Genomic DNA, 22,284 nt, shown 5'->3' with positions numbered 1-22,284 from the left:
TAAGACGTAGCCCTCGCATTTGATAGGAAGACGGAGATGAGAAAAATGATCTTTTTATAATTTTTATCTCCTGCTATCATCAAAACTAACCAGCGGTAGCAGGAACCATGTTGCGGATACGCAAACCGTCGAAAAAACTACGAGCCAGGTAAATCCAAATGGTTCATAAATCCAGCCGCCGATTATATTGCCGCTCTGTTTCCCGAAATTGATGACTGACATAAGCAGCGCGAATACTGTGCCTTCGGCATTTTTTGGACATGCCTTAGCTGCAATGACAAGCGGACCCATATAAGCAATGATGCCTATTATGGACGATCCAAAAAATATGATAAAGGCGCTAAAAGGACCCCGGAAGAATATGAAGCAGATTGCTGAGAGCACGGCGCTTACTACAATAAGCCGCAGCATCAGTTTTTCCGGTAGTTTTTTACAAAAAAGACCATATAATGCAACTCCGATGATAAAGCCAACGTTGGCCGTCATATCAAGATAGCCGATCAATACCTGAGAGAAGTTTAAGGCATTGGTCTCATAAACGTAGAGAACGGGTGAGCCCAACTGAGGCATTGCGTTGAAAAGAAAGAGAAATGCCGCACACCCCCAGAGTTTTTTGGACTTTGCCGCGTGTCTCAAACCCTCTTTTGCCTCTTGAGCGGCATGACCAACTGAATCAACCCGATCTTCTTTCCACGAAAAAACGGTCAGAGGAATTATCATCAGGGCAAATGGCAAAGAAAGCAGAACCGCATGACGTAACGACATATATTGTGCAATATATCCACCGACAACCATAATAATAATTCCAGCGATGGAAATCGAAAACCATTGAGCAGACTGCATTCGGTCTGTTACGTTTAAAGGTTTACCCGTGACAAGCATCCATTTATCGCACAGGACATCTGAAGACGCAACGCCTACCGCCGGCAAAATAAACAAAAGATAGAGCGACGATACGGTGCTCAAGCCAACCCAGAAGATAATAAGGTAAGACAACGAGGCGATAAGACTTCCTAAAATAAAATAACTTTTTATACGATAACCGAATAGCGGTAAGCTGTCGGCGATAATTCCATATACCGGCTTAACCATCCATGGAATCGTTATGAGAAACGTAAAATACGCAAGCTCTGAGGCCCCGAAGCCCAAATGTTGAGTAAGATAAAAGTTAAGAGACTGACGATGAAGGCCAGGATTGCCGCTCATTCCTTGCAAAAAGTAGTACAATCCTGCAATAAACATGAGACGCCGTACTGAATTCAAACTTAAACTCCTTAACCCAATCAAGCCGGAAAAGACGAATCCGAAGCACGAAATTCATGTGTCAACCCTGTCGGGGTTTAAAACCCTGACAGGGTTAATTTCTGCCGGTTTTTATCGTGGGGAACTCTTGGGGTGTTGAATCAAATAAGATCGGTTTGCCTTTGTTTCTCAAGAAATAACCATTACCTATGTACCTTCGGCGTCTTTTGAATGCAGTAGCTGTAATCCGGATGAAAGACCCTTAGTTATAATTGTCACTAACTGCTACGGACAATGTTATTGCTTTAACATTCATTTTTCAATACTTTTACCAGAATAAATACCCCAGCGGTTCATTGAGAAATTCATCATCGGAGAAATTCTTGTTGACAGCTTATGACAAATTTTGTTATATGGCTTTTTAGCCAGCCAATAAAAAAACATACGATAAAGGCAAATCCTGAGCAATCAGGAGACGCAAAGTAAAGGGTCTTTAAATTTACAGGGAAGTGGGTTAAGAAGAGACAGGCTCCCTTAGAGTTAAAGATAGCCTTACCGCCGGGATGTTATTATAACAACTTCATGGTAAGGCTTTTTTGTTTCTTGAAAGGGGGTAATTTGTGCTGAGGAATATAAAAAATCTCTCTGGATATAAAATCCAGGCAAAAGATGGGAACATAGGAGAAGTATATGATTTCTTTTTTGACGACGAGGCATGGACGGTGCGATATCTTGTGGCAGATGTCGAAACCTGGCTCCTGGATCGAAAAGTCCTCATATCCCCGGAAGTCTTTGGTCAACCAGAATGGGAATCACGATATTTCCCCGTTGCACTCTCCCAGGAACAGATAAAAAACAGCCCCGATATCGATACACACAAACCGATCTCCCGCCAGCATCAAATCGAATTGCACAACTATTACGGGTGGCCCCTCTACTGGCATGCGAGTGGGCCTTATACAATTCCTCCGGTTCCCCATATTTCAGAAACGGAGCTAGAAACGGCCTCAAACCGGGAAGATGAACGTGACTCACACCTGAGAAGCATGAGGGAAGTAAAAAATTATTACATTCATGCAATTGGTGGTGAAATCGGCCATGTGTCAGATTTCCTCGTTGATGATAAAACATGGGTTGTCAGATATATCGTTGTCGATACGGGAAGTTGGTTGCCGGGTAAGAAGATACTGATTGCACCACTGTGGATAGACAAAGTGCGCTGGGAGGAATCAAAAGTGTACGTGGATTTGCCGAAGGAAATGATTAAAAACAGCCCGGAATACGACCTTTCAAGCCCTGTGAACAGAGAGTACGAAATTGCATTGTATGAGTATTATTGCCGTCCGAAGTATTGGGTTTGACTCTGTGAACTTTACTACTGAGATTCAATGGAACAAAAATTGATAACGGTGGAAGATTATGAACCCTATATCGGTGAACACGCGGTGGACCGGATATACAAGAAGGCATCGAAACTCAAGGATATCCATGTTACCCATATAAACTCTACCTACTACGGAGGCGGGGTAGCAGAACTGCTCTCTTCGAAGACCCTGCTCATGAACAGCCTTGGTATCAAGACCGGCTGGCGGGTGATACAGGGTTCCCCTGACTTCTTTAGCATCACAAAGAAGATGCATAATGCCCTTCAGGGTGCGGATATTAATCTTACCAAACTAAAGATGGAAATTTATGAGGAAGTTGTTTTCGAGAACGCCATCCGTAACCACCTTCACCATGATATCGTTGTTGTCCACGACCCACAGCCGCTCCCGATGGTCAAGCATTACCGGAAGCGCGGTCCCTGGATATGGCGTTGCCACATAGACCTCTCAGAGCCAAACAGAGAAATGCTTAAATACCTTACCCCGTTCATCAGGGCATATGATGCCGTTGTGCTGAGCCTCAAGGAATACCGGCAGAAAGGATTCGGCGCCCCTCAGGTCTTTTTCCTTCCCGCCATTAACCCCTTTACCATCAAGAACAAGGAATTCACCGAAGCGGAGGTGCAGGAACGCCTGAAGCACTATGATATTCCCACTGACCTTCCCCTCATAGTGCAGATATCCCGGTTTGATCGATGGAAAGACCCCGAAGGGGTTATCAAGGCTTTCAAGATTGCACGCAGGGAGGTAAAAGCCACCCTTGTGCTCCTTGGTAACGTGGCGACTGACGACCCTGAGGGATCGGAGATCTTTGAGTCTCTCCTTAAAAACCGCGAGGAGCGCATAATCATCCTCAGCGTACAAGATACCGCCCTTGTGAATGCTCTCCAGCGGCGTGCTGCCATCGTCCTTCAGAAGTCCATCCGGGAGGGCTTTGGTCTCACAGTGGCAGAAGCCATGTGGAAGGGTACCCCTGTTATCGGCGGTAACGTGGGGGGCATCCGCCATCAAATACGGAATGGGGTAAACGGCTATCTTGTAAATTCTAACGAGGAAGCGGCGGCACGCATTGTCCAGCTCCTTAAGAATCCAAAGCTCAGGGAGAGAATGGGCAAAAAGGCAAAGGAAACCGTGAAGGAAAGATTCTTAATGACACGTCTTGTGGAGCAGTATCTCGATTTGTTGAATTCTTTTGAGACCAATTACAAACTTAAGAAGACCTGATTAAATCCTGACTTCAGAATGTAATCACGATTATGTCTCGCTATCGCCTTCCTGATCATACTCCTCCCTCTGATTATACAGAAGTTCTTTTTTTGCAGGGACGAGATCAAATTGCAATGTGTATGTGCATTTAATACCCTCATCCCTTATATTCTTCCACGGTAGTTATCCATTTATAAAAAAATTCATGGATGGTGTTTTATTTTTTGTTTTTCTTGACTTTCTATTATACTTTGGATTAAAAAGACAAATATTTATAAAATACCCATTTTTTTGTTTTACGAGAGAGGAAAGTATGATTTTCATTTGGTTGCCTTTGCTATTTGTTGCATTTTCTTTTCAAGTATTTGCCGGAGATGTAATTGTTACTGTAGATAGATTCAAGCATAACAATGATGCTCCGGTACGTTTTTCTATTTGTGACAGCGAGGAATGCCACACGAAAAGAGATAAAGGATATGTGGATATTGATGCAGAACTCATTGAACGTACTGATAATTTCAGGAAATACAGGATTAAAAATGTAGAATTGGGAGAGTACTCCCTCTCTGCGTATCATGATCTTAACCGCAGTGGTAACCTGGAACGTAGCGGCATCTTGGGGATACCTCGGGAACCTGTTGGCTTTTCAAGGCTCGATGTCCAAAAAATACGACGTCATCCAAAATGGGATGAAGTTAAATTTCACGTTAGCGATGACAATGCATCGGTCACGGTACATCTGGTGGATAAATTTGGGTTATAAATCGAGTATGTACAAAGGACGTAAACACAAGAAGAAAACCGTCCAGATGAAAATTGCCTATGCATAAGAAAGTGAAGGTAGTGTTACGTGTTTTACCCACCCCTGAATCTCCTCCAGAGAGGAGACATTTTTCTATTCCCCTCCTCGGAGGGGCTAGAGGGGGTGGGTTATTTATTCTCTTGAGAGAAGCCTTAGATATACAATTTCTTTTTTGACTGAATGGGCCGGGTTACGTGATTCTCGCCATGAATAGAGCAGGCTAAAAAGTGCCAATTTATTATGAAACCGAAAATATACAGAAAAAGGAGAAATAACATGAACAAATCATTGACACATGGTTCGTGGAAAATTGCAACGATAATGGGGATACCAATACGGGTGCATTTCTCGTGGTTTATTGTCTTTGGTTTGATAACATGGTCTTTGTCTACCCATTATTTTCCGAAGGCCGCACCGGAGCTCCCAGTAGCTGCTTACTGGATAAAAGGCACACTGGCGGCCCTGCTGCTTTTTGTCTCAGTCGCCTTCCATGAGCTTTCCCATTCGTATATTTCCCAAAGATACCATATTTCTATATCGAGCATTACCTTGTTCATTTTTGGGGGTGTTGCACAGTTAAAAGATGAACCGCCAGATCCAAAAGCGGAATTCAGGATTGCAATCGCAGGACCGATTTCGAGTTTTCTCCTGTCGGGCATCTTTTTCCTGATTGCAATAAATACAGCAGGTGGACCAAGCGCGCTTTTTTCTTATCTTGCGCGAATCAATCTCATACTTGGTGTATTTAACCTCATTCCGGGCTTTCCGATGGATGGTGGAAGGGTGCTCAGGGCAGCGCTATGGAGCAGGACTAAAGATTTTTTTTATGCTACTAAGAAGGCATCTAACTTTGGGCAAACGATCGCCCTGTTTTTCCTTCTTTTTGGCCTGTTTCTGGTTTTTACCGGTTCTTCCGGAGGACTGTGGCTGCTGCTTCTGGGGTGGTTCCTTTACATGGCTGCTCAGTCAAGCTATCAACAGGCAACCCTTCATGAGGTACTCTCAGGTATCAAAGTCAAAGATGTCATGGCAAGGGATCTTGTAACCCTTAATTCCTCGCTTACCATTGACGAGGCAGTTGATAAATATTTTCTTAGATACGGATATGGTTATGGAGGATTCCCTGTTATGGATGACGGAAAATTTCTGGGCATTGTAACCCTTAAGGAGATCAAAGATATCCCCCGGAAAGATTGGAGTGGTGTAAAGGTATCGGATATTTTTGTCCCCCATAGCAAAAAATGGGAAATAACTCCCGATTCAGATGTCATGAGGGCACTCGAATTAATGATAAAAGAAGACAAAGGAAGGATTATTGTTATGGAAAATGACAAAGCCGTCGGCCTCATTACAAGAAATGGCATTGCACGGTATTTACAGATTAAGGGTAAATAATTTGACACCGTTTTTTCAGAATATTAAATGTTTACCGGGATCGGATTAAGAAGAAATAACCAGCCATGCTTTTTCTTAAAAAACCAAATAAAAACAGGGCAAAATTCAAATATAGTACGGAGGTATTTGCCGTTTTGGTTGACGATACGACACACACTGCCCTGGAATCAATTCGGAATAGCACGCTGTCCGGCAATTTCTTTTACTGTTATGTCACTGACAAAGAAGGAAAATTGGTTGGTGTTGTGCCTTTAAGAAAACTTATTACCTCTTATAAAGAATTGAAAATTTCTGACATCATGATACACAACCCGATCCGGCTGACCATCGATTTTTCTATAGAGGATGCAATGGAGTATTTTTTGGTTTATAAATTCGTAGCCTTTCCCGTTGTCAATGGACAAGGAAAGCTTGTTGGTATTGCAAGGGCAAATGATTTTATAGAAGACACATTGGCCTTTGAACAGAGCGCCGAAAAGATGCGTGATGATCTTCTCAAAATAATCGGTATTCAGCTGGAGGAATTTAGAAAACCCACGGTCATCAAAAGCACCTTTTTGCGGTTTCCCTACCTCCTTTTTAACATTTCAAGCGGTCTTGTCTGTGCCTTTATCACAAGACTGTTCGACAAAACAATAGATGAATTTATTTTCATAGCCTTCTTTATCACGATCATATTGGGCCTTGCCGAAAGTATTGGAACTCAGGCCGTCGCGGTCACCCTTTCTCAGATTGAAAAGACCATTAAATTGAAAAGATTTGTTCTTTACGAGGTGCTGGTTGGGGCTAAAATAGGTTTATTATGTGGCGGAGTGCTCTATGCAGTATCCTTTTTTTGGCTTGGTAATCAAAGCTTCTCCATCACCTTGTCTCTCACAATTTTATTGACCCTTGTTAATGCCTCTTTCCTTGGATGCAGCCTGCCGATTTTCTTCAAAAAGATCGGTATTAATCCGGCACACGCTTCGTGCCCCCTGGTACTGGCAATTGCCGATATTGTGTCATTAACTTCGTATTTTTCTCTTGGAACGTATATGCTTAAATAGATTTTCATAAAGATATCGATGCAGAAAAAGATCAAAAGAAATATTTTTATGTTAGTCCACTATCTGAGTATTTACTTTTTGTGGTCAGGTCTGTGTTTTCCTGCAAATGCACAAACTGTAAAAACACCTACTCATCTCTCTGAAAAGGAAAAAACCGGCAAAGTAAAGCTTGATGAATCCGTCATAACAGTAAAAGCTGAAGACATTGAACATGCGAGGAAAAACGAAGAGGAAGTAGAAGCACGTGTTGGTAATGCCATCCGTGAAATAAAGTCCTTTATCAGAAGTTTAGAACAAGATACTAAGGCAAAGGAAATCTATCGTGACAGACTCCAACAAGATAAAAAAGATTATCAGAGCAGAAATGTAAACCCAAAATTTTTCGAATTACTGGATAGAGAAATTACCGTAATGAAAGAAAAGATAGATATAAATAATGAACAAATAGAGACATATGAGGATCGGATTACCGTACTTCATGACCAAACGAAAGTTTATTCCGATCTGGTTGTGCTATTAACATTAATAGCACAGTTGGAAGAAGACATTTCGATGACACCTTCTGATACTGCCCCTATCATTCATAAAGAGGTTGACATTGCAAAGAATTACATTGCCGAAATACAGGACGGCATCAAAGAAAAGGAGTCGGTAGTTTCCTTTTTTACGAACAGGTTGAAGGAGATCAGAGATAAAATATTTGTTGATGAGCAGAATCTTGCTAAAGATTTAAAATCAGTGCAAGAAGGTATTGAGAACGATAAACTTTTGGGGAAGTTGCAGGAAAATATTGATAGGATTTTGCTGTGGAAAAAGGCAGTAAATGAGCAGTGGGTTATGATATTTAAGACGAGACTGGAAACGTCCAAAATTCGCTATGATATTGCATTGCAGGCATGGAAGAATGCAGAACTCAATGCCGCATTTTTAGCGGAAAAGGCGAGACGCCTGGAAGAAAAGTAAAAAGAGGAGGAATGAAAAAGCAAATTATTGATCCCTTCACACATTCGTGGTATTATCTCCCTTATGAAGGATATTCCGGAAACTGATTTTATAAAATTTCTCGGTACTGCTGGCGCGAGGATTGTTGTATCCAAGCAATTGCGCGCTTCGGGGGGGATGTGGTATTCCCTGCAAGGTTTTAATGTATTGGTAGATCCTGGCCCCGGCTGTTTGGTGCGATGTATTTCAAGCAGGCCAAAGATGGACCCTATGAAATTGGACGCTATCATTCTTACCCACAGGCATCTTGATCACGCCGCCGATGTAAATGTAATGATTGAGGCAATGACCGAGGGTGGATTCAAAAAACGTGGCATACTTTACACACCTGAAGATGCATTAACAGAGGACCCGGTGGTATTTAAATATGTGAGAAGCTACATCTCGCAGATAGAAATTATTAAGGAAGGAGGAAGGTATAGTCTCTCGGATGCAGTATCTTTCGAAACTCCCCTGAAACACCATCATCCAAGTGAAACATATGGTATAAACTTTTTTACCCCTCACTATACCATTTCCCTGATAGTAGATACCCGTTACTTTCCGGAGTTATTGAAACATTACAAGGGAGATGTTCTCATTATCAATGTGGTCCGGTATACCGTGGATAAGGGTACCAAAAGCTGGCTTTATCATCTCAGTATCGCAGACGTGAAGGAAGTCGTAACGGCGTTGAAACCGAAAGTAACGATATTAAATCATTTTGGCATGACGATGATCAAGGCACAGCCACGGAAGGTTGCAGAACGACTATCAAAGGAAACAGGATTAAAAATTATTGCTGCCGGGGATGGTATGAAATTTAGCTTGGCGGATATTGAAAAATAAAGGAAGCACCTCAGATTTAACCTATTTTCAGTTTGGTAATAATATCGATATCGTTCTTGATTTGTTTAACGTCTTTTACTTCTTCCTCAACACCTTTTAAACCGTGTCTGAAATTTGCAAAAGTTTTTCCCATTATTTTCATTGTGTTTGGTAGTTTTTTGCCAAATATAATAAAAACAATGATGCCGATAATAATCCATTCCCAACCACCGGGCATACTAATCATGCATATTCTCCGAATTTTTATGTCCTTCTTGTAACGATATAATCCGCAAGTTCTATGAGGGTCGTTTTGTATTGAGAATCAGGAAGAGGAGCAATCTCTTCCTGCGCTTGTTTTACAACATTTTTTGCAGTATTAAAGGCATATTCTACTGCATCATGTTCTGTCAACAATTCAATAATAGCGTTCTTCGTATCTTTTGCATCGTGCTGAAATATCAACCCACGCGCAGTTTCAAGCTTGTTTTTGGGAAGCTGATTAACGAGCCGGATGAGAGGCAGCGTGAGCTTCCCCTTCTGTATATCCGTGTTTAATGATTTTCCAATTTCTTCTTCGGTACCCATCACATCAAGGCAATCATCCACAATCTGAAACGCGATACCGATTTTTAAGCCGTAATTGGATAACATGTCTGATACCTTGCGATTGGCTCCGGCAAACGCAGCGCCTAAACGGCAACTGGCAGCACACAAAGAAGCCGTTTTTCGCTCGATAATATCAAAATAATCGTTTTCGCTCAATCCAAGATCATAACGTCTTTGAAGTTGAATGAGTTCACCCTCTGACATAATGTTAACCGTCTGAGAAAGCAAAAGAGTCGCGATTTGAGAATCAAGGGAGGAAAGTATGGTGAATCCCCTGGAAAACAGGTAATCCCCAAACAGGATGGATATTTCCCTCCCCCATTTTGAATTAATACTTTCAACATGCCTCCTCATTGAGGCCTCATCGATAATATCGTCGTGAACGAGCGTCGCGGTATGTACCATTTCCACTACTACGGCAAGATCTATGTGCTGGGGGACTATGCCACCGACACATTTACCCGACAATAGTACCAAGGCCGGTCGCAATCTTTTCCCTTTATATCTACTGATGTGAACAATGAGATCGGCTAATGAGTTGGTTCTTGGTTGCAATTCTTTCTGGAATCGGGTTTCAACCTCATCCATAAGAACCTTTATCGAGTCGAAGATACCCACGGGTTCCACAATTGACAGGCTCCTTTTTTAATTTTGGCAAATATTCAAGAGAGGTTATAATAGCAAGCGGCATTTAAAAAGTCAAACTTCTTTTCTACTTTAATTTACCTATGTCTTTAACTGCTTTAAAGACATCTCCCGGAGTAATAACATTAATACAGGTAACGTGATCACATTTCCGTTTTTCACAAGGGCTGCAGGGAATATCTTTTCTCACAACCAGTGCATTCCTATCATAAGGTGCGTAAATAACCGGATCTTTAGGCCCGAAAATCGCTACTGTGGGAATTCCAATACTTGAAGCTATATGAGTGGGTCCTGTATCGCCACCGACAAAAAGGTGAGCATGTTGTAATAAGGCTATCAGCTGTTTTACCGATGATGTCTCACATGCGATCGTAGCCTGATACCGCATTAATGATAGAATTTTTTCTATCAGGTTATATTCGGAGGCACCCCAGGTAAAAACGATTGAGTAATTAAATTCTTTTGTTAAAATATCCGCAAGATGCGCATAGTTTTCAGGCGGCCATCGCTTATATTTCCCGAACATGCTGGTTCCTGGATGTATTATTGCGATAGATTTTTGATCGAGATGATTTTGGCAAAGAAAATCGTCAATATAAAGGCGATCCGTATCTGGAATGGAAAATACAGGTCTTTGATAGTATGCCTTTATGCCTAAACCATGTAAAAGACCGAGATATTTGTCGATTCTATGCATTCTCTTCTGCTGTGGTGCAATCCACAAATTAGTAAAAAGAAAATTAAATTCCTTACAATATCCTTTCGAGAAGCCAACCCGTGTCCTTGCACCGCTCAGATACGTTAATAAACCGCTTTTAAAATTACCATGGAAATCCAGTGCAATGTCATATTTCCTATTCCGCAATTTTTTCAAAAACAATCGCATTGATGATAAGATATTACAATAGTTTCGTGGTGATTTGAGGTGCTTCTGCCATTGTCTTCTCGGAAAAACAATAACCTCGTCTATTCCCTGAAGCCCTTCAACCAAATCCTCAAGTTTATCCTCCACAAGCCATGCAATGTGGGCAGATGGAAATGCCATTCGCAAGTTTTTTGCTGCCGGCATAACATGGACTATATCGCCCATGGCACCCAACCGAACAACCAAGATATTCTTTAGATTATTGAATCGTTTTCCCATGTTTGTTATATTGATGGTTTTTATACTAAACACCTGTATACTATAATTCTTAAGAGATCCATTTTTCAATAACAATCCGGCCAATTTGCATTTGTATTACCTTGTATCCTGCTATATAATTTACCATTAAGGAATTTCAAACGAAAATCCTCCCCCTTAATCCCCCACTGAGGGGGGGGAACCAATTGTCCCCCGCTGGCGGAGTGAAGGGGGTGGACTCCTGTCAGAAAAATTTGTATTTATAAGTCACCGAAGGCCTAACACAATGATGAGCGCCAATTATGCCGTGGAAACAAAAGAACCGAGAGGTTTTTCCATTGTTAAAAGGGAAGATACGACCTTCTTTGTAAAAGAAGAATATAAAGAAACTATACTGTCCATACCCCTTGATAAAAATTTTTCCCGGATTGGGAAGAGAGCCGACACAAATAGAAAATATGGAAGGGGAATATATTTGTCCGTCCCTGATTCAAAAAACAGCGGCGAAAGATTTGTTATCAGAAACTATAGACACGGTGGTTTGTTGGGTAAACTTTTTGGCGGGATATTTTATGACGGGAATCGTCCTTTAAACGAACTACAGATAAATGAAATTGCGGCACGGAAAGGTATTCCTTCTGCTGAAGTAATTGCCGTAGCCAAAAGAAAATTATGGGGTTTATTCTACAAGGCTGATTTTATATCAAAGGAAATATCCGGGGCAGTTGACATAGTCCAATTCCTGAAAGAATCTCCCCTGACTTTTATACAAAAGTCTAAGAAATCTATAATTTTTGAACTGGTTAGACTGATAAGACACATGCATGATGCAGGTATATACCATGCAGATTTGCATCTGAAAAATATACTCTTGAAAGACGATACAAACGGGGAGTTTCATGCATATATAATAGATCTCGATAAATCTGTCGTTTCAAGAGAGCTAAGCATCGAACAAAGAATTAAGAACCTGCTGCGTCTTGACCGTTCTCTTGAAAAGTTACGCTGGTTTTCAGGTATAATAAAAACAACTCAAAAAGACACAAGTGCCAGTGGAAATCCTCCTCAGTTCCCCTTTTCCGGGGAGGAATTTTCTGCTGAAACCCATTCATACAAAGTAGCCGTTCCGCAAAGTAACTGGTCTGGTGAACGAATGATATCTGCGTCTATGAAACAAAAAATACGTTTGATTTCCAAGACGGATAGGGTCAGGTTTTTAAAAGGGTATACGTCATATGACGATACCCTTGACAAAGACTGGAAAAGGCATATCCGGCAATACTATTCACATCACACTATGCATAAACTTTGGTGGCGTGCATTAGACCTTTTTTAAATACTCCTGAGAAGTGTGTAATAACTTTTTGCAATAACTGTTTAACGCGGTCATCGCACTGAGGCAAGTGGCACCCAGCAACCATACAACTATTTATTTTTAAATAACCGACTTTGATTTTGTGACAGGAAAGGAAACCGTGCTCATACAAATTATCAGTCCAATCATCTCGTATTTTATCGGTAGTATTCCCTTCGGATTTTTAATCGCTAAGATCGTAAAAGGTGTTGATATCCGACAACTTGGTAGCGGTAACCCTGGGGCAACAAACGTTTCAAGGATTCTGGGTAGACCTTATGGGATATCGGTATTTATTTTAGACATGTTAAAAGGTTTTCTCCCTGTTTTTATCTTTGATCGAATGTTTGCTAATTATAGTCACAGTTTAGCCGTCATATCATGTGGAGTTGGCGTAATATGTGGCCATACATTCCCTGTCTTTCTTGGTTTTAAGGGAGGAAAGGCTGCTGCGACGGGCTGTGGGGTATTTTTATGGTTGGCGCCATTATCACTTGTTATTTCAGCCAGTATATGGTTATTGACGGTGTATATTTCCCGTTATATATCTTTGGGGTCGATCCTCAGCTCAATTGCATTGGTAACGTGTTTAATAGTATTGGGTAAAGACCCTTTTGGTCAGGGGTTTCCCCTGACCTTGTTTTCAATATTCATCTCAGCCCTTCTTATTATCCGGCATAAATCGAATATAAAAAGACTCTTGAACGGCACAGAAAGTAAAATTGGTAGCAAAATTAAGGCAGATGTTTCGGCTAATTCTAATTCGTGATGATAATTTCATTAATCAATCGTCTCATCATAATTCGGGGATTCTTTAATCTTCTTCATTCGATTTTGTGTATAAGCATCCTGGAGCGCAATATACGGGTCAATAGCTGGTTTTGTTATACTCTCATAAGTATTTCCTTTATCGATAGAGACATCGTTGACAGATTCATAGGTATAATTTCCCATGCTCTCAATCGGTGTGAGGAAAAAATATGAAATCCAGGTTAATGGATTCAACGCCCCGTCACCCAAAAGTCCTATTGTGTCACGTGTATTTGATGGTCCAATAAAAGGCCACACAATGTAAGTACCGGATTCCATCTTATATTTACCAAGAGTCTGGCCGAAGTCTCTGTCTTGCTTTTCTATATGAAATTTTGATTTTGCAGGATCAAGAAACCCTGCCACTCCCACAGTGCTATTAATAACAAAACGCGTCATCTCGGTACCAGCGCCTTTAAAATTGGCTTGGAAGAGGCAATTAAAAAAACGGACAGGCATCTTGATGTTTGTGTAAAAATTCCTGACACTTACCCGTGCTTTTTCAGGTATCATTGAATTGTACCCTGTATATACTGGTTTAAAGAAATAATGGAAAGCCTTATCATTGAAGGTAAACATGGCTCTGTTAAAGGTTGGGAACGCGTCTTTAATGGGAGGAATTTCTTGCTCCATTTCTGCTTCCTCTGCCTCTGTCTGTTCCGCTTCTTCATCTTTATTTGCTGTATCCTTATCAGAAAATTTTCCATTGCTCCCCGTTTCACCAGAAGATCCCTCCTGGGCAGGCACAGACAAGTTCTCTGCCCGTGAAGCTGTCAACAAAAAAAACGTTGCAAAAACTAAAAAGAACGTCACTACTACAAAATTTTTCATTATTTACCCCTCTTAGAATGTAGAAGCGATTCAAAATGACATTTTTCTCATTTTGCTGATATTCTTTCTTTAACCGTGTTTCTCTTTTATTTTTTGAATGAGTTCTGCATATGAAGATTTCAACAAGATATTATTAAATTGGCTACGGTAGTTATTCACAAGACTTACCCCTTCAATGATTACATCATAAATTGCCCATTTCCCGCCATCATTGAGCATGCGATAATCTACCAATACTTCTGTTCCGGTATTCGTAATAATCTTTGTTTGTACTGTCGCGTATTTATTATCCTCTTGTTTTTCCTTGAGAAAGACAATTTTTTCACCAGAATACGTATCAGTTTTCCCTATATAAGCATCTTTGAGGATGTTGGTAAATAATCCCACAAATTCTGTTTTTTCTTCAGGGGTGCGTTTTTTCCAGTGCTGGCCAAGCGCCCTTTTAGACATCTCTTCAAAATCAAAAATGAATGAAATTTCTTCCCATAACCTTTGTCTGCGTTCTTGCGACTTTTCCGGCCCCTTCAGGGAAGGTTCTTTCAGAACAGTTAAACCGCTGTCAATAGTCTTCATGACAAGTTTTCCTGGTTCATCCGCCCACAGAAAAGGAGACATAGACGTCAAGGAAAATAAACCAGCAAATACTGCTAATAAAATTTTTCTGTTTTTCATTTTTTTATTCCTTTACTTTCCCAAAAACAAAATTCCCTATTAATTTTTCTAAATCTATTGGTGGTTCCGTCTCATGTAACGTATCTCCAGGTTTTATTAATATATCCGATCCCCCGGGCATGATCTCTACGTACTTTTCTCCCAGAAGTCCTTTTGTGCGTATAGAGGCAATAGCATCATCCTGCAATTTTATATCATCCCGAATTCGTAAAGTAACCACCGCCTCATAATTAACGAGTTTGATATCTGCAACCTTACCCACTTCAACCCCAGATATTTCTACCTCGGTATTTTTTTTGAGTCCTTTGACACTGCTAAAGATGGCATTTACCGGATAATAATGGCTACCAATCAAGTCAATCTTCCCAAGTCTTACAGAGATATAACCCAGGCACAGTATGCCAAAAAAGACAAAGATACCAACAGCAATTTCAGCATCAAATTTTTTCATATTTGCTACCTCTTAGAATATTGGAACATAATTATTGTATGGTAATAGGCCCCTCCAGTTCACCATGAATAAACTGGTGCACCACGGGGTCTGTAGACGCCTGTATTTCTTCGGGAGTACCTTCAGCAATAATTTTCCCATCAAATAACATGGCAACTCGGTCCACAACAGAAAAAACCGCTGGAATCTCATGAGTAACTATAATAGCCGTAAAATGAAAACTCCTTTGACAATCCCTGATCAGTTTATGTATCGCCTTGCCTATTAACGGATCGAGGCCGGTTGTCGGTTCATCAAAAAGGACGATCTCGGGGTTCATAACAAGACATCGGGCAAGCGCAACTCGTTTTTTCATACCGCCGCTTATCTCTGCTGGATATTTATTCTCGGAGCCTGAGAGACCCACCCTGCCCAACTCTTTAAGTACCTTTTCCTGAATTTCCGAGGCTTTCAGCCTTGTCTTTTCCCTCAGGGGAAATGCAACATTTTCAAATACGGTAAGGGAATCAAAAAGAGCGCCGCCCTGGAAAACAACACCGAATCGTTCTTTTAATTGTCTCAGTGATTTTCTTCCAAGTTTGTTGATGTCCTGATTATTTATTGATATCCTGCCTTGATCAGGTTTTACGAGACCAATGATATGTTTTAGTAATATAGATTTACCCTGACCGCTGCCTCCAATCAAGGCCAGGGATTCGCCGTCTTTTACCTTTAGGTTAACACCCCGGAGCACCTCGTGCCTTTTGAAACTTTTGTGTAAATCAATAACTTCAATCATGTATATCTAAGCTACTATCACAGAGGTCATAAAGTAATCCCACACCAGGATAAGAACTGATGAAAGCACCACAGATTGGATGGTTGCCTTGCTAACACCTTCTGCCCCGTAGCTGGTATAATAACCCTTGTAACAACTTATCCACGTTATTAAAACACCAAAGCTAAGGGATTTATATAACCCCTCAAGTACGTCCTGGGCTTTAATGAAATCTCTGATTCCCTGGAAATATGTCCCACTTGATAAGCCCATCAGCCCAACCCCCACGGCATATCCCCCAAAAACGCCAACCACAACAAAGATGGCGTTTAAGAGAGGGAGCGATATGATACCCCCTATTAAATTAGGAATAATCAAATACTTGTAGGGATTTAACGCCATGGCATCAAGGGCATCAATTTGCTCGGTTATTCTCATAATGCCAATCTCAGCCGTTAATGCAGAACCCGCGCATCCGGTAACCATTAAAGCGGAAATAACTGGACCAAGTTCCCGTATTAATGACAAAGCCACCACAGGACCCAGGCTGGATTGTGCGCCAAACTTGGCTAAAGCATAATAAGTCTGTAACGCCAATACCATCCCGGTAAAAGACCCTGTCAGGATTATGACAGGAGTAGTCTTTACACCGATGAAATTGATCTGCTTAATAATTCTTCGTATCAAATACGGCGGGAATACCATCCAGAATAAGGATTCAGCAAAAAAACATCCCATCCTTCCCAATTCCTTTATGAATCTCTGGGTAATACCCCCGAGGAATTTAAACGGAGCAAATATCCACATCATGAATGAATTTCTCGTCCTTCAAAAATCAGTGCAAATATCCGTAAATCAGCGGCCAAAAGCATTTTTTCGGATCTATCAGTCCATAACAACAATTGTACCAATAGACCCTGAATAATTTGAAAAATTCATTTATATACTTATTTCTTAATGGGTTATCGACAATTTATTTTTGAGAATTACGATCTGTTAAAAACACCAGCGTAGTTTTTGCGAAAAATTTGCATAAATGGGAGATGTTTACACAAAAGATTCGAAAAAATTTCGCCTCAACACCAGCCTTGTATTACATGTTCAATTTTGCGCTTTATATTGCCGGCATATTAGTATTTCATAAGAAAACGTCACAAGAAATTTCCTGCGTAAGATTCCAAAAAACAACATAATATAGCGATATTAATGAATAATCAAGACTTATTCGAACAAAAATGAAAAAAGGTTATTAAATCTTCTCCGAAAGTGGTACTTTCTCTTCATACAACACCCTACTATTTACGGAGGAAATTCAATAACCTTTAATAAAAAAATATGACTTTGTGTCTTAGTGGCGCAAAAAGTTGCCTAAGGCCGTTTAATTTCGCAGTTTGCCCCCCAATGTTTCATTTATCATTACTCCAAGCCTCTTAAAACCTGAATAAACTCTTTGGCATTAACAAAACCGGTAATAGTTTTATCCCTGAGCACAGTTCCGTCCTTGCTGATAAACACGATCGTGGGCAAGCCAACAACCCCATACTTATCCCAAAGCTGCTTAACCTTTGGGTCATCGCTTTTGGTGCTGTCGATCTTGATATTTACAAATCTTTGCGATTCACGGATAACCTCCGGGTCGGCGTACGTAAACTTATCAAATTCCTTACACGCTGCGCACCACTCTGCCCAAAAATCGATGATCGCTATCCTACCACTTTCCCTGGCCTGTCTCAGTCCCTCCTCCTCGCTCATTACCCAATCGATCTTTTCTACCGCTGATACTGACTGACCGGGAACTGTGGTCGAAAGCGGTGGCAAGATAAACCCCTTGATCATGAGATGCCCCACAAGAAAGTAAGCCCCGAAGATAAAGGCTACGATACCAAAAGCCCTTTTCGCACGTTGAAAGGTTGTGCTCTCATGAGTCAGCCGGTCAAACCCGCCTGAAAATACGGCTGTAACAATCAAAAACAGGCCCAGAATAATAACAAAGGCACTCTCTGAGATAATGAACCTTAAATAATACAGCGCAGCCCCGATTAAAAGGAGCCCAAATATCCTTTCCACAGTCTCCATCCACATCCCGGATTTGGGAAGGGCCTTTATTGCTCCTGAAAAGGTGCCTAATATAATCAGTAGCACTCCCAATCCCCAGGCAAAGACAAAGAGCAACCAGAACCCCAGGAATTTGTTTCCCGTGCTGGCGATATAGACCAGCAAACTAGCCAGGGCAGGACCAATACAGGGAGAGGCCACGATCCCCGATACCAACCCCATGACAAAAACCCCCATTAACCCCTTTCCAGTCTTTGTTCCCAGTCGATCAGAGATAAATGATGGAACCCGCAGGTAATACACCCCAAACATACTCAGGGCAAGGCCAATAAAAACGGTCACCACAAAACCTATAACCCATGGGCTTTGCAAGGCCGTGCCAAACAATGCACCAGTTGAAGCTGCTGCAACTCCCATGGCTGAGTACACAATAGATATACCCAGGACATAAATCAGCGAAAGGAAAAAGGCCGTCAGCGGTTTTCTTGTTGTAGCCTGATCCCCTATTGCCTGTCCCCCGATTACCGCCACAGTAATAGGTATCATGGGATACACGCACGGGGTAAAACTCAAACCTACTCCTGCCAGGAAGACGAGGATCAGGGATACAAAAATACCACGGCTTTCAATAGTTTTTTGGAAACCGGTGGCTTCAGTTTTTTCCCCGGGTTTTGCTACTGATTCAACTTTTGAAACAGGCTGAGACTGTTTTTCTTCTGCTCGTGATGCAGGTACTTTCCAATCGACAGCCTCCACCTGGACGGATAATACAAACTCCTCAATTTTGGGGATAAAGCAGATTTTCTCTGAACACCCTTGATAGTGTACCTTGAGCTTTATGTTATGAGGGCCAGCGGGAACGTCCTTTGATACCTGAACGAACGACTTTACTTCCACCTGCCCTTCGTAATTTTCTACCTCTTTCTCCAGGAATGAGTCGTACTTAACCTTTCCAGCAGGAAGCTCTGTAAAAGTCACCGCGAATCGTGAAGGATCTGCGCTTTCTACCTTGACCTGATCCTTATAAACTCGGTGGTTAGGGGCAATGGTGATAGTTACTGTGACAGGGATAAGGTCGCCAGCAGGGATGTGTTCCTTTAATGGAGTTACCTTTAACGTAAATGGAGAAGTGTCCCCAAACGTAAGTAAGGGGAATAAGAGTAATATGCATGTAAAAAAAAAATCTTTTCATAAGGCAACCTCTTTTCATAGTACACCCTCCTTGTTCATGAATGACCTTATAAGCAAATTGTTAAATTTATTGTACCTATTTTTTGATAATAATCTATCACATTGTTTTTATTAGTAACATAAGATTGAGAATTTACAATAGTTAATAAATTTTTATTTGACATGAGAAAGAATCATTATGATAATTTACACAGAGCGATAAAGGTAAACCCTGAGTGATCGGGAGACGCAAAGTAATAGGGTCTTTAACTACAAAGGCGTAGTGTAAGATAGCCTTACTGCCGAAGATTTTAGAAACATATCTTTGCAGTAAGGCTTTTTTATTTTACGGTTAAAATTTCACAAAAAATGAAAAGTTTTATAGCAAGTATCATATCAATTGTAATCTTTGTTTTAAGTGGAAACGCTTTTTCAGAAGAAAACAAACTATCTGAGATTCAAGAACCATCCAAAGTTGCTAAGGACAACAGTCTGAAAAAACAAGACAATGAAGAGGTTCAGAAGGTAAAACATGTAATCGATTTTTCAGATTATACAGGAGGTTCTATCCGTAAGTGGTTGGAATCGAAGGGGCTTTATTATATGGGCGCAGCTAAGTATCCTACGGAAATTGAATTCTTCATTAAGGATAGTATGTTGTTTACTAAAACCAAGCAACCCGTCAGAGGTTTTCTTGTTTGTAAGGATATCACTCTTCCGGAAGTTTCTAAAGCGCGCATTGAATGGGGAATTGTGAAATACCCAAAGGATGCTTCCTTTGAGAACGGAAACAGGAATCAAGCTTTGGCTTTATATATATTTTTTGGTTCAGAAAAATTACCCAGTGGGCATTTTCTGATACCGGATTTACCCCATTTCATAAGCCTGTTTCTCAGCGAAGCTGACGAAATTAACATGCCTTACAAAGGGAGGTTTTATCAAACGGGTGGGCGTTTTGTTTGTGTAGGAAACCCGGAACTTGAAGAAACGGTAATTTCAGAGTTTGATTTGGCTGGTGCGTTTCAAACATATTACGATAAAGAGGTTCCCTCAATATCTGGTTTATGTCTTGAGGTTGACACTACCACAACTGGTGGCGGCGGAAAGGCTGAGGCTTATATTAAGCGCATCGAATTCCTCAAATAGAACCTCCTTACTCATCAAATGTAACCAAAACTTTTTAACAAATTTTGTCTTGACTTTCAGGGTGTTCTGCATTCGGTTTTCCCTAGTAATTCCTTTACCATGTTTTTCAATTCACTCAGATCAGAAGATTTAATAATATATGTATCAGCCGACCATGTCATAAAATTATCCTTATAACCTCCATAAGCGGTGTTAATAATAATCGGGATATTTTTACGTTCGCTCAAGATTCTACCCATCAGTTCAACACCGTCCATCCCGGGTAAAATAATATCCATTACAATCAGGTCTGAAAAGTGCTCCTTTACCTTCTTCAAAGCCTCATAACCATCCTTTGCCGTGATAATATTGTACCCTTCCAGTGACAGTTCATACTCGTAAAGCAAAAGTTGATTTTTATCATTTTCCACTATAAGAATGGTTTTCATCGTTCGAATCCTTTATCAAGATAAAAAAGGAGGTGGTGTCTCACCATAAAGATGAGACACCGTGCTTCGAGAGAAAGGAGAAAAACATCCCCGGACACATAATGCTGTACTTGTGTAGCAAATTTTGCCTTTGGGGTTTATTGGGTTCCTGTACATATTTAGAAATTTACATAATCAAAATTTACCTCACCTTGCCCGCTTTAAACTCTACCGCAGTATGGGCAGGGGGGATTGCCAAAAAGTCACCATTTACTATATATCCATGTAGAGAACGAGAGACCCCTTCGCTCTCTAGTTACATAGTAAAATCGTTTTTGGGACTTTTTGGACAACCCCCCTCTTGTTTATTGCATGCCATATTATGGTATCAATTTGCCCTTATTTTTTTGCGTGGCATTCACACTTGCAATCCTTTTCAGGCTTGGATGGCAGGTGTCCGCATTTGTCGCATTTCTTTTCCTCAGCAGCCGTAGCAGAATTCATAAATGCAACATTCACAACACCTACACCGAACATCAATGCACCCACAACAACAAGACTATAACTAAACTTCTTTAACATTTTATCCCCTCCTCACATAAAGAAGTTTATCCCGGACCACCAAGAACACTCTCGATAAGTTACCGGGATCGATAAAAAATCTCTTTATCGTTATCATTTCCAGAAGAAACACAAACTGCAAAAACGATCTTTATCTTTCATCTTTTTCTCCTTTTTCATATGATTCTTTCCCAGTTGTTATCATCTTCTCAAAGATGAATCACATACTTCCTGATAATCTCGCATGTCATTTCCATCCGCTTTTCCCTTAAATGAAGCATGAAACGATTTGATCTCTTTGAGCTGTTTCTTGTTAATCCCATAGATTTTTTGAAAATTAGTAGTCTCGTGTTTTGTCAACCAATTTTTTGAAATCAAAAAATCAATGGCATGTTGAACCTCGTCTTTTTGCACAACATAACCTTTAGGAAACCACCATCCGAGAATACCTTCCAGGGTATCTTTTGCGTTCTGATGCTTGATGAGGTAAGCAAGAAGTGCTCTCAAAACCTCTGGATTGCTACAGTTTAAGATTTTTTCCTCCATGACGGACACTTCTTTCTTATATTTCTATAACAAACACTTAAAGAGAGTTGTCCATTGCGAGGGCGCTAGCCCGATGTGATCGTTCGGCTGAGCGTTCGTCTAAGCTCACGCCGAAGACTCGCGACTAAGTCTTTGTGTCAGGATTGCTTCGCGGTCGCTCGCAATGACTATTACATGTCAATCCATTAACGGTTTACTATAGTTATGGTGTAACAAAAGCAATAGAGATGCCAAAAAAGCTATTTCTCTCTACCCTCATTTT

The 22,284-nt window shown here is 40.8% G+C and carries 23 protein-coding genes and 2 riboswitches; of the genes, 10 read left to right on the top strand and 13 right to left on the bottom strand.

The genetic code is table 11. The features are described 5' to 3' along the window. Positions 1 to 63: 63 nt before the first annotated feature. Complete coding sequence (locus tag BROSI_RS15945; RefSeq protein ID WP_157842575.1) at positions 64 to 1,263, bottom strand: MFS transporter; 1,200 nt, start codon at positions 1,261 to 1,263, stop codon at positions 64 to 66. Between the two features lie 421 nt (positions 1,264 to 1,684). After that, positions 1,685 to 1,805, top strand: a riboswitch (cyclic di-GMP riboswitch). 57 nt (positions 1,806 to 1,862) lie between these two features. Here BROSI_RS15945 and BROSI_RS15940 point away from each other — a divergent pair. From BROSI_RS15940 to BROSI_RS15910, 7 genes are all read left to right on the top strand, one after another. Then, a complete protein-coding gene (locus BROSI_RS15940; protein ID WP_052564764.1) occupies positions 1,863 to 2,603 on the top strand; it encodes a PRC-barrel domain-containing protein in 741 nt (246 codons plus the stop codon). Positions 2,604 to 2,630: 27 nt separating this feature from the next. Further along, entirely contained in the window at positions 2,631 to 3,851 is a 1,221-nt protein-coding gene (locus BROSI_RS15935) for a glycosyltransferase (protein WP_052564763.1), read from the top strand. A 295-nt stretch (positions 3,852 to 4,146) separates the two neighbouring features. Next, complete coding sequence (locus tag BROSI_RS15930; RefSeq protein ID WP_157842574.1) at positions 4,147 to 4,596, top strand: DUF2141 domain-containing protein; 450 nt, start codon at positions 4,147 to 4,149, stop codon at positions 4,594 to 4,596. 315 nt (positions 4,597 to 4,911) lie between these two features. Beyond that, positions 4,912 to 6,030 (top strand): site-2 protease family protein, encoded by a 1,119-nt coding sequence (locus BROSI_RS15925; RefSeq protein ID WP_052564761.1) that lies wholly within the window; start codon positions 4,912 to 4,914, stop codon positions 6,028 to 6,030. Positions 6,031 to 6,095: 65 nt separating this feature from the next. Beyond that, on the top strand, positions 6,096 to 7,076 hold the full coding sequence (locus tag BROSI_RS15920) for a magnesium transporter (protein WP_052564760.1): 981 nt from the start codon (positions 6,096 to 6,098) through the stop codon (positions 7,074 to 7,076). 48 nt (positions 7,077 to 7,124) lie between these two features. Further along, a complete protein-coding gene (locus BROSI_RS15915; protein ID WP_157842573.1) occupies positions 7,125 to 8,039 on the top strand; it encodes a hypothetical protein in 915 nt (304 codons plus the stop codon). Between the two features lie 27 nt (positions 8,040 to 8,066). Next, complete coding sequence (locus tag BROSI_RS15910) at positions 8,067 to 8,906, top strand: MBL fold metallo-hydrolase (protein WP_052564758.1); 840 nt, start codon at positions 8,067 to 8,069, stop codon at positions 8,904 to 8,906. Between the two features lie 16 nt (positions 8,907 to 8,922). On the opposite strand, the gene BROSI_RS15905 is transcribed toward BROSI_RS15910, so the two are convergent. The 3 genes from BROSI_RS15905 to BROSI_RS15895 all read right to left on the bottom strand — a co-directional run bounded on the left by BROSI_RS15905 (position 8,923) and on the right by BROSI_RS15895 (position 11,352). Then, on the bottom strand, positions 8,923 to 9,132 hold the full coding sequence (locus BROSI_RS15905; RefSeq protein ID WP_082059258.1) for a twin-arginine translocase TatA/TatE family subunit: 210 nt from the start codon (positions 9,130 to 9,132) through the stop codon (positions 8,923 to 8,925). A 17-nt stretch (positions 9,133 to 9,149) separates the two neighbouring features. Beyond that, positions 9,150 to 10,121 carry a polyprenyl synthetase family protein gene (locus BROSI_RS15900; protein WP_052564756.1) on the bottom strand — a complete coding sequence of 324 codons (972 nt, stop codon included), beginning with the start codon at positions 10,119 to 10,121 and terminating at the stop codon, positions 9,150 to 9,152. A gap of 85 nt (positions 10,122 to 10,206) precedes the next feature. Then, positions 10,207 to 11,352, bottom strand: coding sequence for a glycosyltransferase family 9 protein (locus tag BROSI_RS15895; protein ID WP_157842572.1), 1,146 nt, complete (start codon positions 11,350 to 11,352; stop codon positions 10,207 to 10,209). Between the two features lie 196 nt (positions 11,353 to 11,548). Between BROSI_RS15895 and BROSI_RS15890 the strand changes: the two genes are divergently transcribed. Both BROSI_RS15890 and plsY read left to right on the top strand, forming a co-directional pair. Then, a complete protein-coding gene (locus tag BROSI_RS15890) occupies positions 11,549 to 12,598 on the top strand; it encodes a lipopolysaccharide kinase InaA family protein (RefSeq protein WP_052564754.1) in 1,050 nt (349 codons plus the stop codon). Between the two features lie 139 nt (positions 12,599 to 12,737). After that, a complete protein-coding gene (gene plsY, locus BROSI_RS15885) occupies positions 12,738 to 13,385 on the top strand; it encodes a glycerol-3-phosphate 1-O-acyltransferase PlsY (RefSeq protein WP_052564753.1) in 648 nt (215 codons plus the stop codon). An 11-nt stretch (positions 13,386 to 13,396) separates the two neighbouring features. On the opposite strand, the gene BROSI_RS15880 is transcribed toward plsY, so the two are convergent. From BROSI_RS15880 to BROSI_RS15855, 6 genes are all read right to left on the bottom strand, one after another. Further along, positions 13,397 to 14,257 carry an MlaA family lipoprotein gene (locus BROSI_RS15880; protein WP_052564752.1) on the bottom strand — a complete coding sequence of 287 codons (861 nt, stop codon included), beginning with the start codon at positions 14,255 to 14,257 and terminating at the stop codon, positions 13,397 to 13,399. A gap of 69 nt (positions 14,258 to 14,326) precedes the next feature. Continuing rightward, the gene (locus BROSI_RS15875) at positions 14,327 to 14,929 is read right to left on the bottom strand and encodes a Tgt2/MlaC family protein (protein ID WP_052564751.1); all 603 of its coding nucleotides are present in this window, start codon (positions 14,927 to 14,929) and stop codon (positions 14,327 to 14,329) included. A 4-nt stretch (positions 14,930 to 14,933) separates the two neighbouring features. Next, complete coding sequence (mlaD, locus tag BROSI_RS15870; RefSeq protein WP_052564750.1) at positions 14,934 to 15,380, bottom strand: outer membrane lipid asymmetry maintenance protein MlaD; 447 nt, start codon at positions 15,378 to 15,380, stop codon at positions 14,934 to 14,936. Between the two features lie 31 nt (positions 15,381 to 15,411). Continuing rightward, complete coding sequence (locus BROSI_RS15865) at positions 15,412 to 16,158, bottom strand: ABC transporter ATP-binding protein (protein WP_052564749.1); 747 nt, start codon at positions 16,156 to 16,158, stop codon at positions 15,412 to 15,414. Between the two features lie 6 nt (positions 16,159 to 16,164). Then, positions 16,165 to 16,947, bottom strand: coding sequence for an MlaE family ABC transporter permease (locus tag BROSI_RS15860; protein ID WP_052564748.1), 783 nt, complete (start codon positions 16,945 to 16,947; stop codon positions 16,165 to 16,167). 606 nt (positions 16,948 to 17,553) lie between these two features. Next, the gene (locus BROSI_RS15855) at positions 17,554 to 19,263 is read right to left on the bottom strand and encodes a protein-disulfide reductase DsbD family protein (protein ID WP_261338905.1); all 1,710 of its coding nucleotides are present in this window, start codon (positions 19,261 to 19,263) and stop codon (positions 17,554 to 17,556) included. A 313-nt stretch (positions 19,264 to 19,576) separates the two neighbouring features. Then, a riboswitch (cyclic di-GMP riboswitch) is annotated at positions 19,577 to 19,669 on the top strand. Between the two features lie 62 nt (positions 19,670 to 19,731). On the opposite strand from BROSI_RS15855, the gene BROSI_RS15850 reads away from it, so the two are divergent. Further along, the gene (locus BROSI_RS15850; protein ID WP_052564746.1) at positions 19,732 to 20,508 is read left to right on the top strand and encodes a hypothetical protein; all 777 of its coding nucleotides are present in this window, start codon (positions 19,732 to 19,734) and stop codon (positions 20,506 to 20,508) included. Between the two features lie 56 nt (positions 20,509 to 20,564). Here BROSI_RS15850 and BROSI_RS15845 read toward each other — a convergent pair whose 3' ends face one another. From BROSI_RS15845 to BROSI_RS15835, 3 genes are all read right to left on the bottom strand, one after another. Continuing rightward, positions 20,565 to 20,936, bottom strand: a complete 372-nt coding sequence (locus BROSI_RS15845; protein WP_052564745.1) for a response regulator — start codon at positions 20,934 to 20,936, stop codon at positions 20,565 to 20,567. A 378-nt stretch (positions 20,937 to 21,314) separates the two neighbouring features. Beyond that, positions 21,315 to 21,497: a hypothetical protein gene (locus BROSI_RS15840; RefSeq protein WP_052564744.1), complete on the bottom strand. Its 183-nt coding sequence runs from the start codon at positions 21,495 to 21,497 to the stop codon at positions 21,315 to 21,317. Positions 21,498 to 21,677: 180 nt separating this feature from the next. After that, positions 21,678 to 22,022: a hypothetical protein gene (locus BROSI_RS15835; protein WP_052564743.1), complete on the bottom strand. Its 345-nt coding sequence runs from the start codon at positions 22,020 to 22,022 to the stop codon at positions 21,678 to 21,680. Positions 22,023 to 22,284: the final 262 nt, after the last annotated feature.

This window comes from Candidatus Brocadia sinica JPN1 (genome assembly GCF_000949635.1).
GTDB lineage: Bacteria > Planctomycetota > Brocadiia > Brocadiales > Brocadiaceae > Brocadia > Brocadia sinica.
The sequence above is the reverse complement of the archived record's forward strand: the minus strand, read 5'-3'. Positions and strand labels throughout refer to the sequence as shown.

What these genes read in the sequence shown, in the direction of transcription:
- BROSI_RS15890 (WP_052564754.1), top strand. Translation starts at nt 11,549, where the DNA reads ATGATGAGCGCCAATTATGCCGTGGAAACAAAAGAACCGAGAGGTTTT.
- BROSI_RS15920 (WP_052564760.1), top strand. Translation starts at nt 6,096, where the DNA reads ATGCTTTTTCTTAAAAAACCAAATAAAAACAGGGCAAAATTCAAATAT.
- BROSI_RS15835 (WP_052564743.1), bottom strand. Translation starts at nt 22,022, where the DNA reads ATGGAGGAAAAAATCTTAAACTGTAGCAATCCAGAGGTTTTGAGAGCA.
- BROSI_RS15840 (WP_052564744.1), bottom strand. Translation starts at nt 21,497, where the DNA reads ATGTTAAAGAAGTTTAGTTATAGTCTTGTTGTTGTGGGTGCATTGATG.
- BROSI_RS15905 (WP_082059258.1), bottom strand. Translation starts at nt 9,132, where the DNA reads ATGATTAGTATGCCCGGTGGTTGGGAATGGATTATTATCGGCATCATT.
- BROSI_RS15930 (WP_157842574.1), top strand. Translation starts at nt 4,147, where the DNA reads ATGATTTTCATTTGGTTGCCTTTGCTATTTGTTGCATTTTCTTTTCAA.
- BROSI_RS15935 (WP_052564763.1), top strand. Translation starts at nt 2,631, where the DNA reads ATGGAACAAAAATTGATAACGGTGGAAGATTATGAACCCTATATCGGT.
- BROSI_RS15875 (WP_052564751.1), bottom strand. Translation starts at nt 14,929, where the DNA reads ATGAAAAACAGAAAAATTTTATTAGCAGTATTTGCTGGTTTATTTTCC.
- BROSI_RS15845 (WP_052564745.1), bottom strand. Translation starts at nt 20,936, where the DNA reads ATGAAAACCATTCTTATAGTGGAAAATGATAAAAATCAACTTTTGCTT.
- BROSI_RS15880 (WP_052564752.1), bottom strand. Translation starts at nt 14,257, where the DNA reads ATGAAAAATTTTGTAGTAGTGACGTTCTTTTTAGTTTTTGCAACGTTT.
- BROSI_RS15865 (WP_052564749.1), bottom strand. Translation starts at nt 16,158, where the DNA reads ATGATTGAAGTTATTGATTTACACAAAAGTTTCAAAAGGCACGAGGTG.
- BROSI_RS15915 (WP_157842573.1), top strand. Translation starts at nt 7,125, where the DNA reads ATGTTAGTCCACTATCTGAGTATTTACTTTTTGTGGTCAGGTCTGTGT.
- mlaD (WP_052564750.1), bottom strand. Translation starts at nt 15,380, where the DNA reads ATGAAAAAATTTGATGCTGAAATTGCTGTTGGTATCTTTGTCTTTTTT.
- BROSI_RS15860 (WP_052564748.1), bottom strand. Translation starts at nt 16,947, where the DNA reads ATGATGTGGATATTTGCTCCGTTTAAATTCCTCGGGGGTATTACCCAG.
- BROSI_RS15925 (WP_052564761.1), top strand. Translation starts at nt 4,912, where the DNA reads ATGAACAAATCATTGACACATGGTTCGTGGAAAATTGCAACGATAATG.
- BROSI_RS15850 (WP_052564746.1), top strand. Translation starts at nt 19,732, where the DNA reads ATGAAAAGTTTTATAGCAAGTATCATATCAATTGTAATCTTTGTTTTA.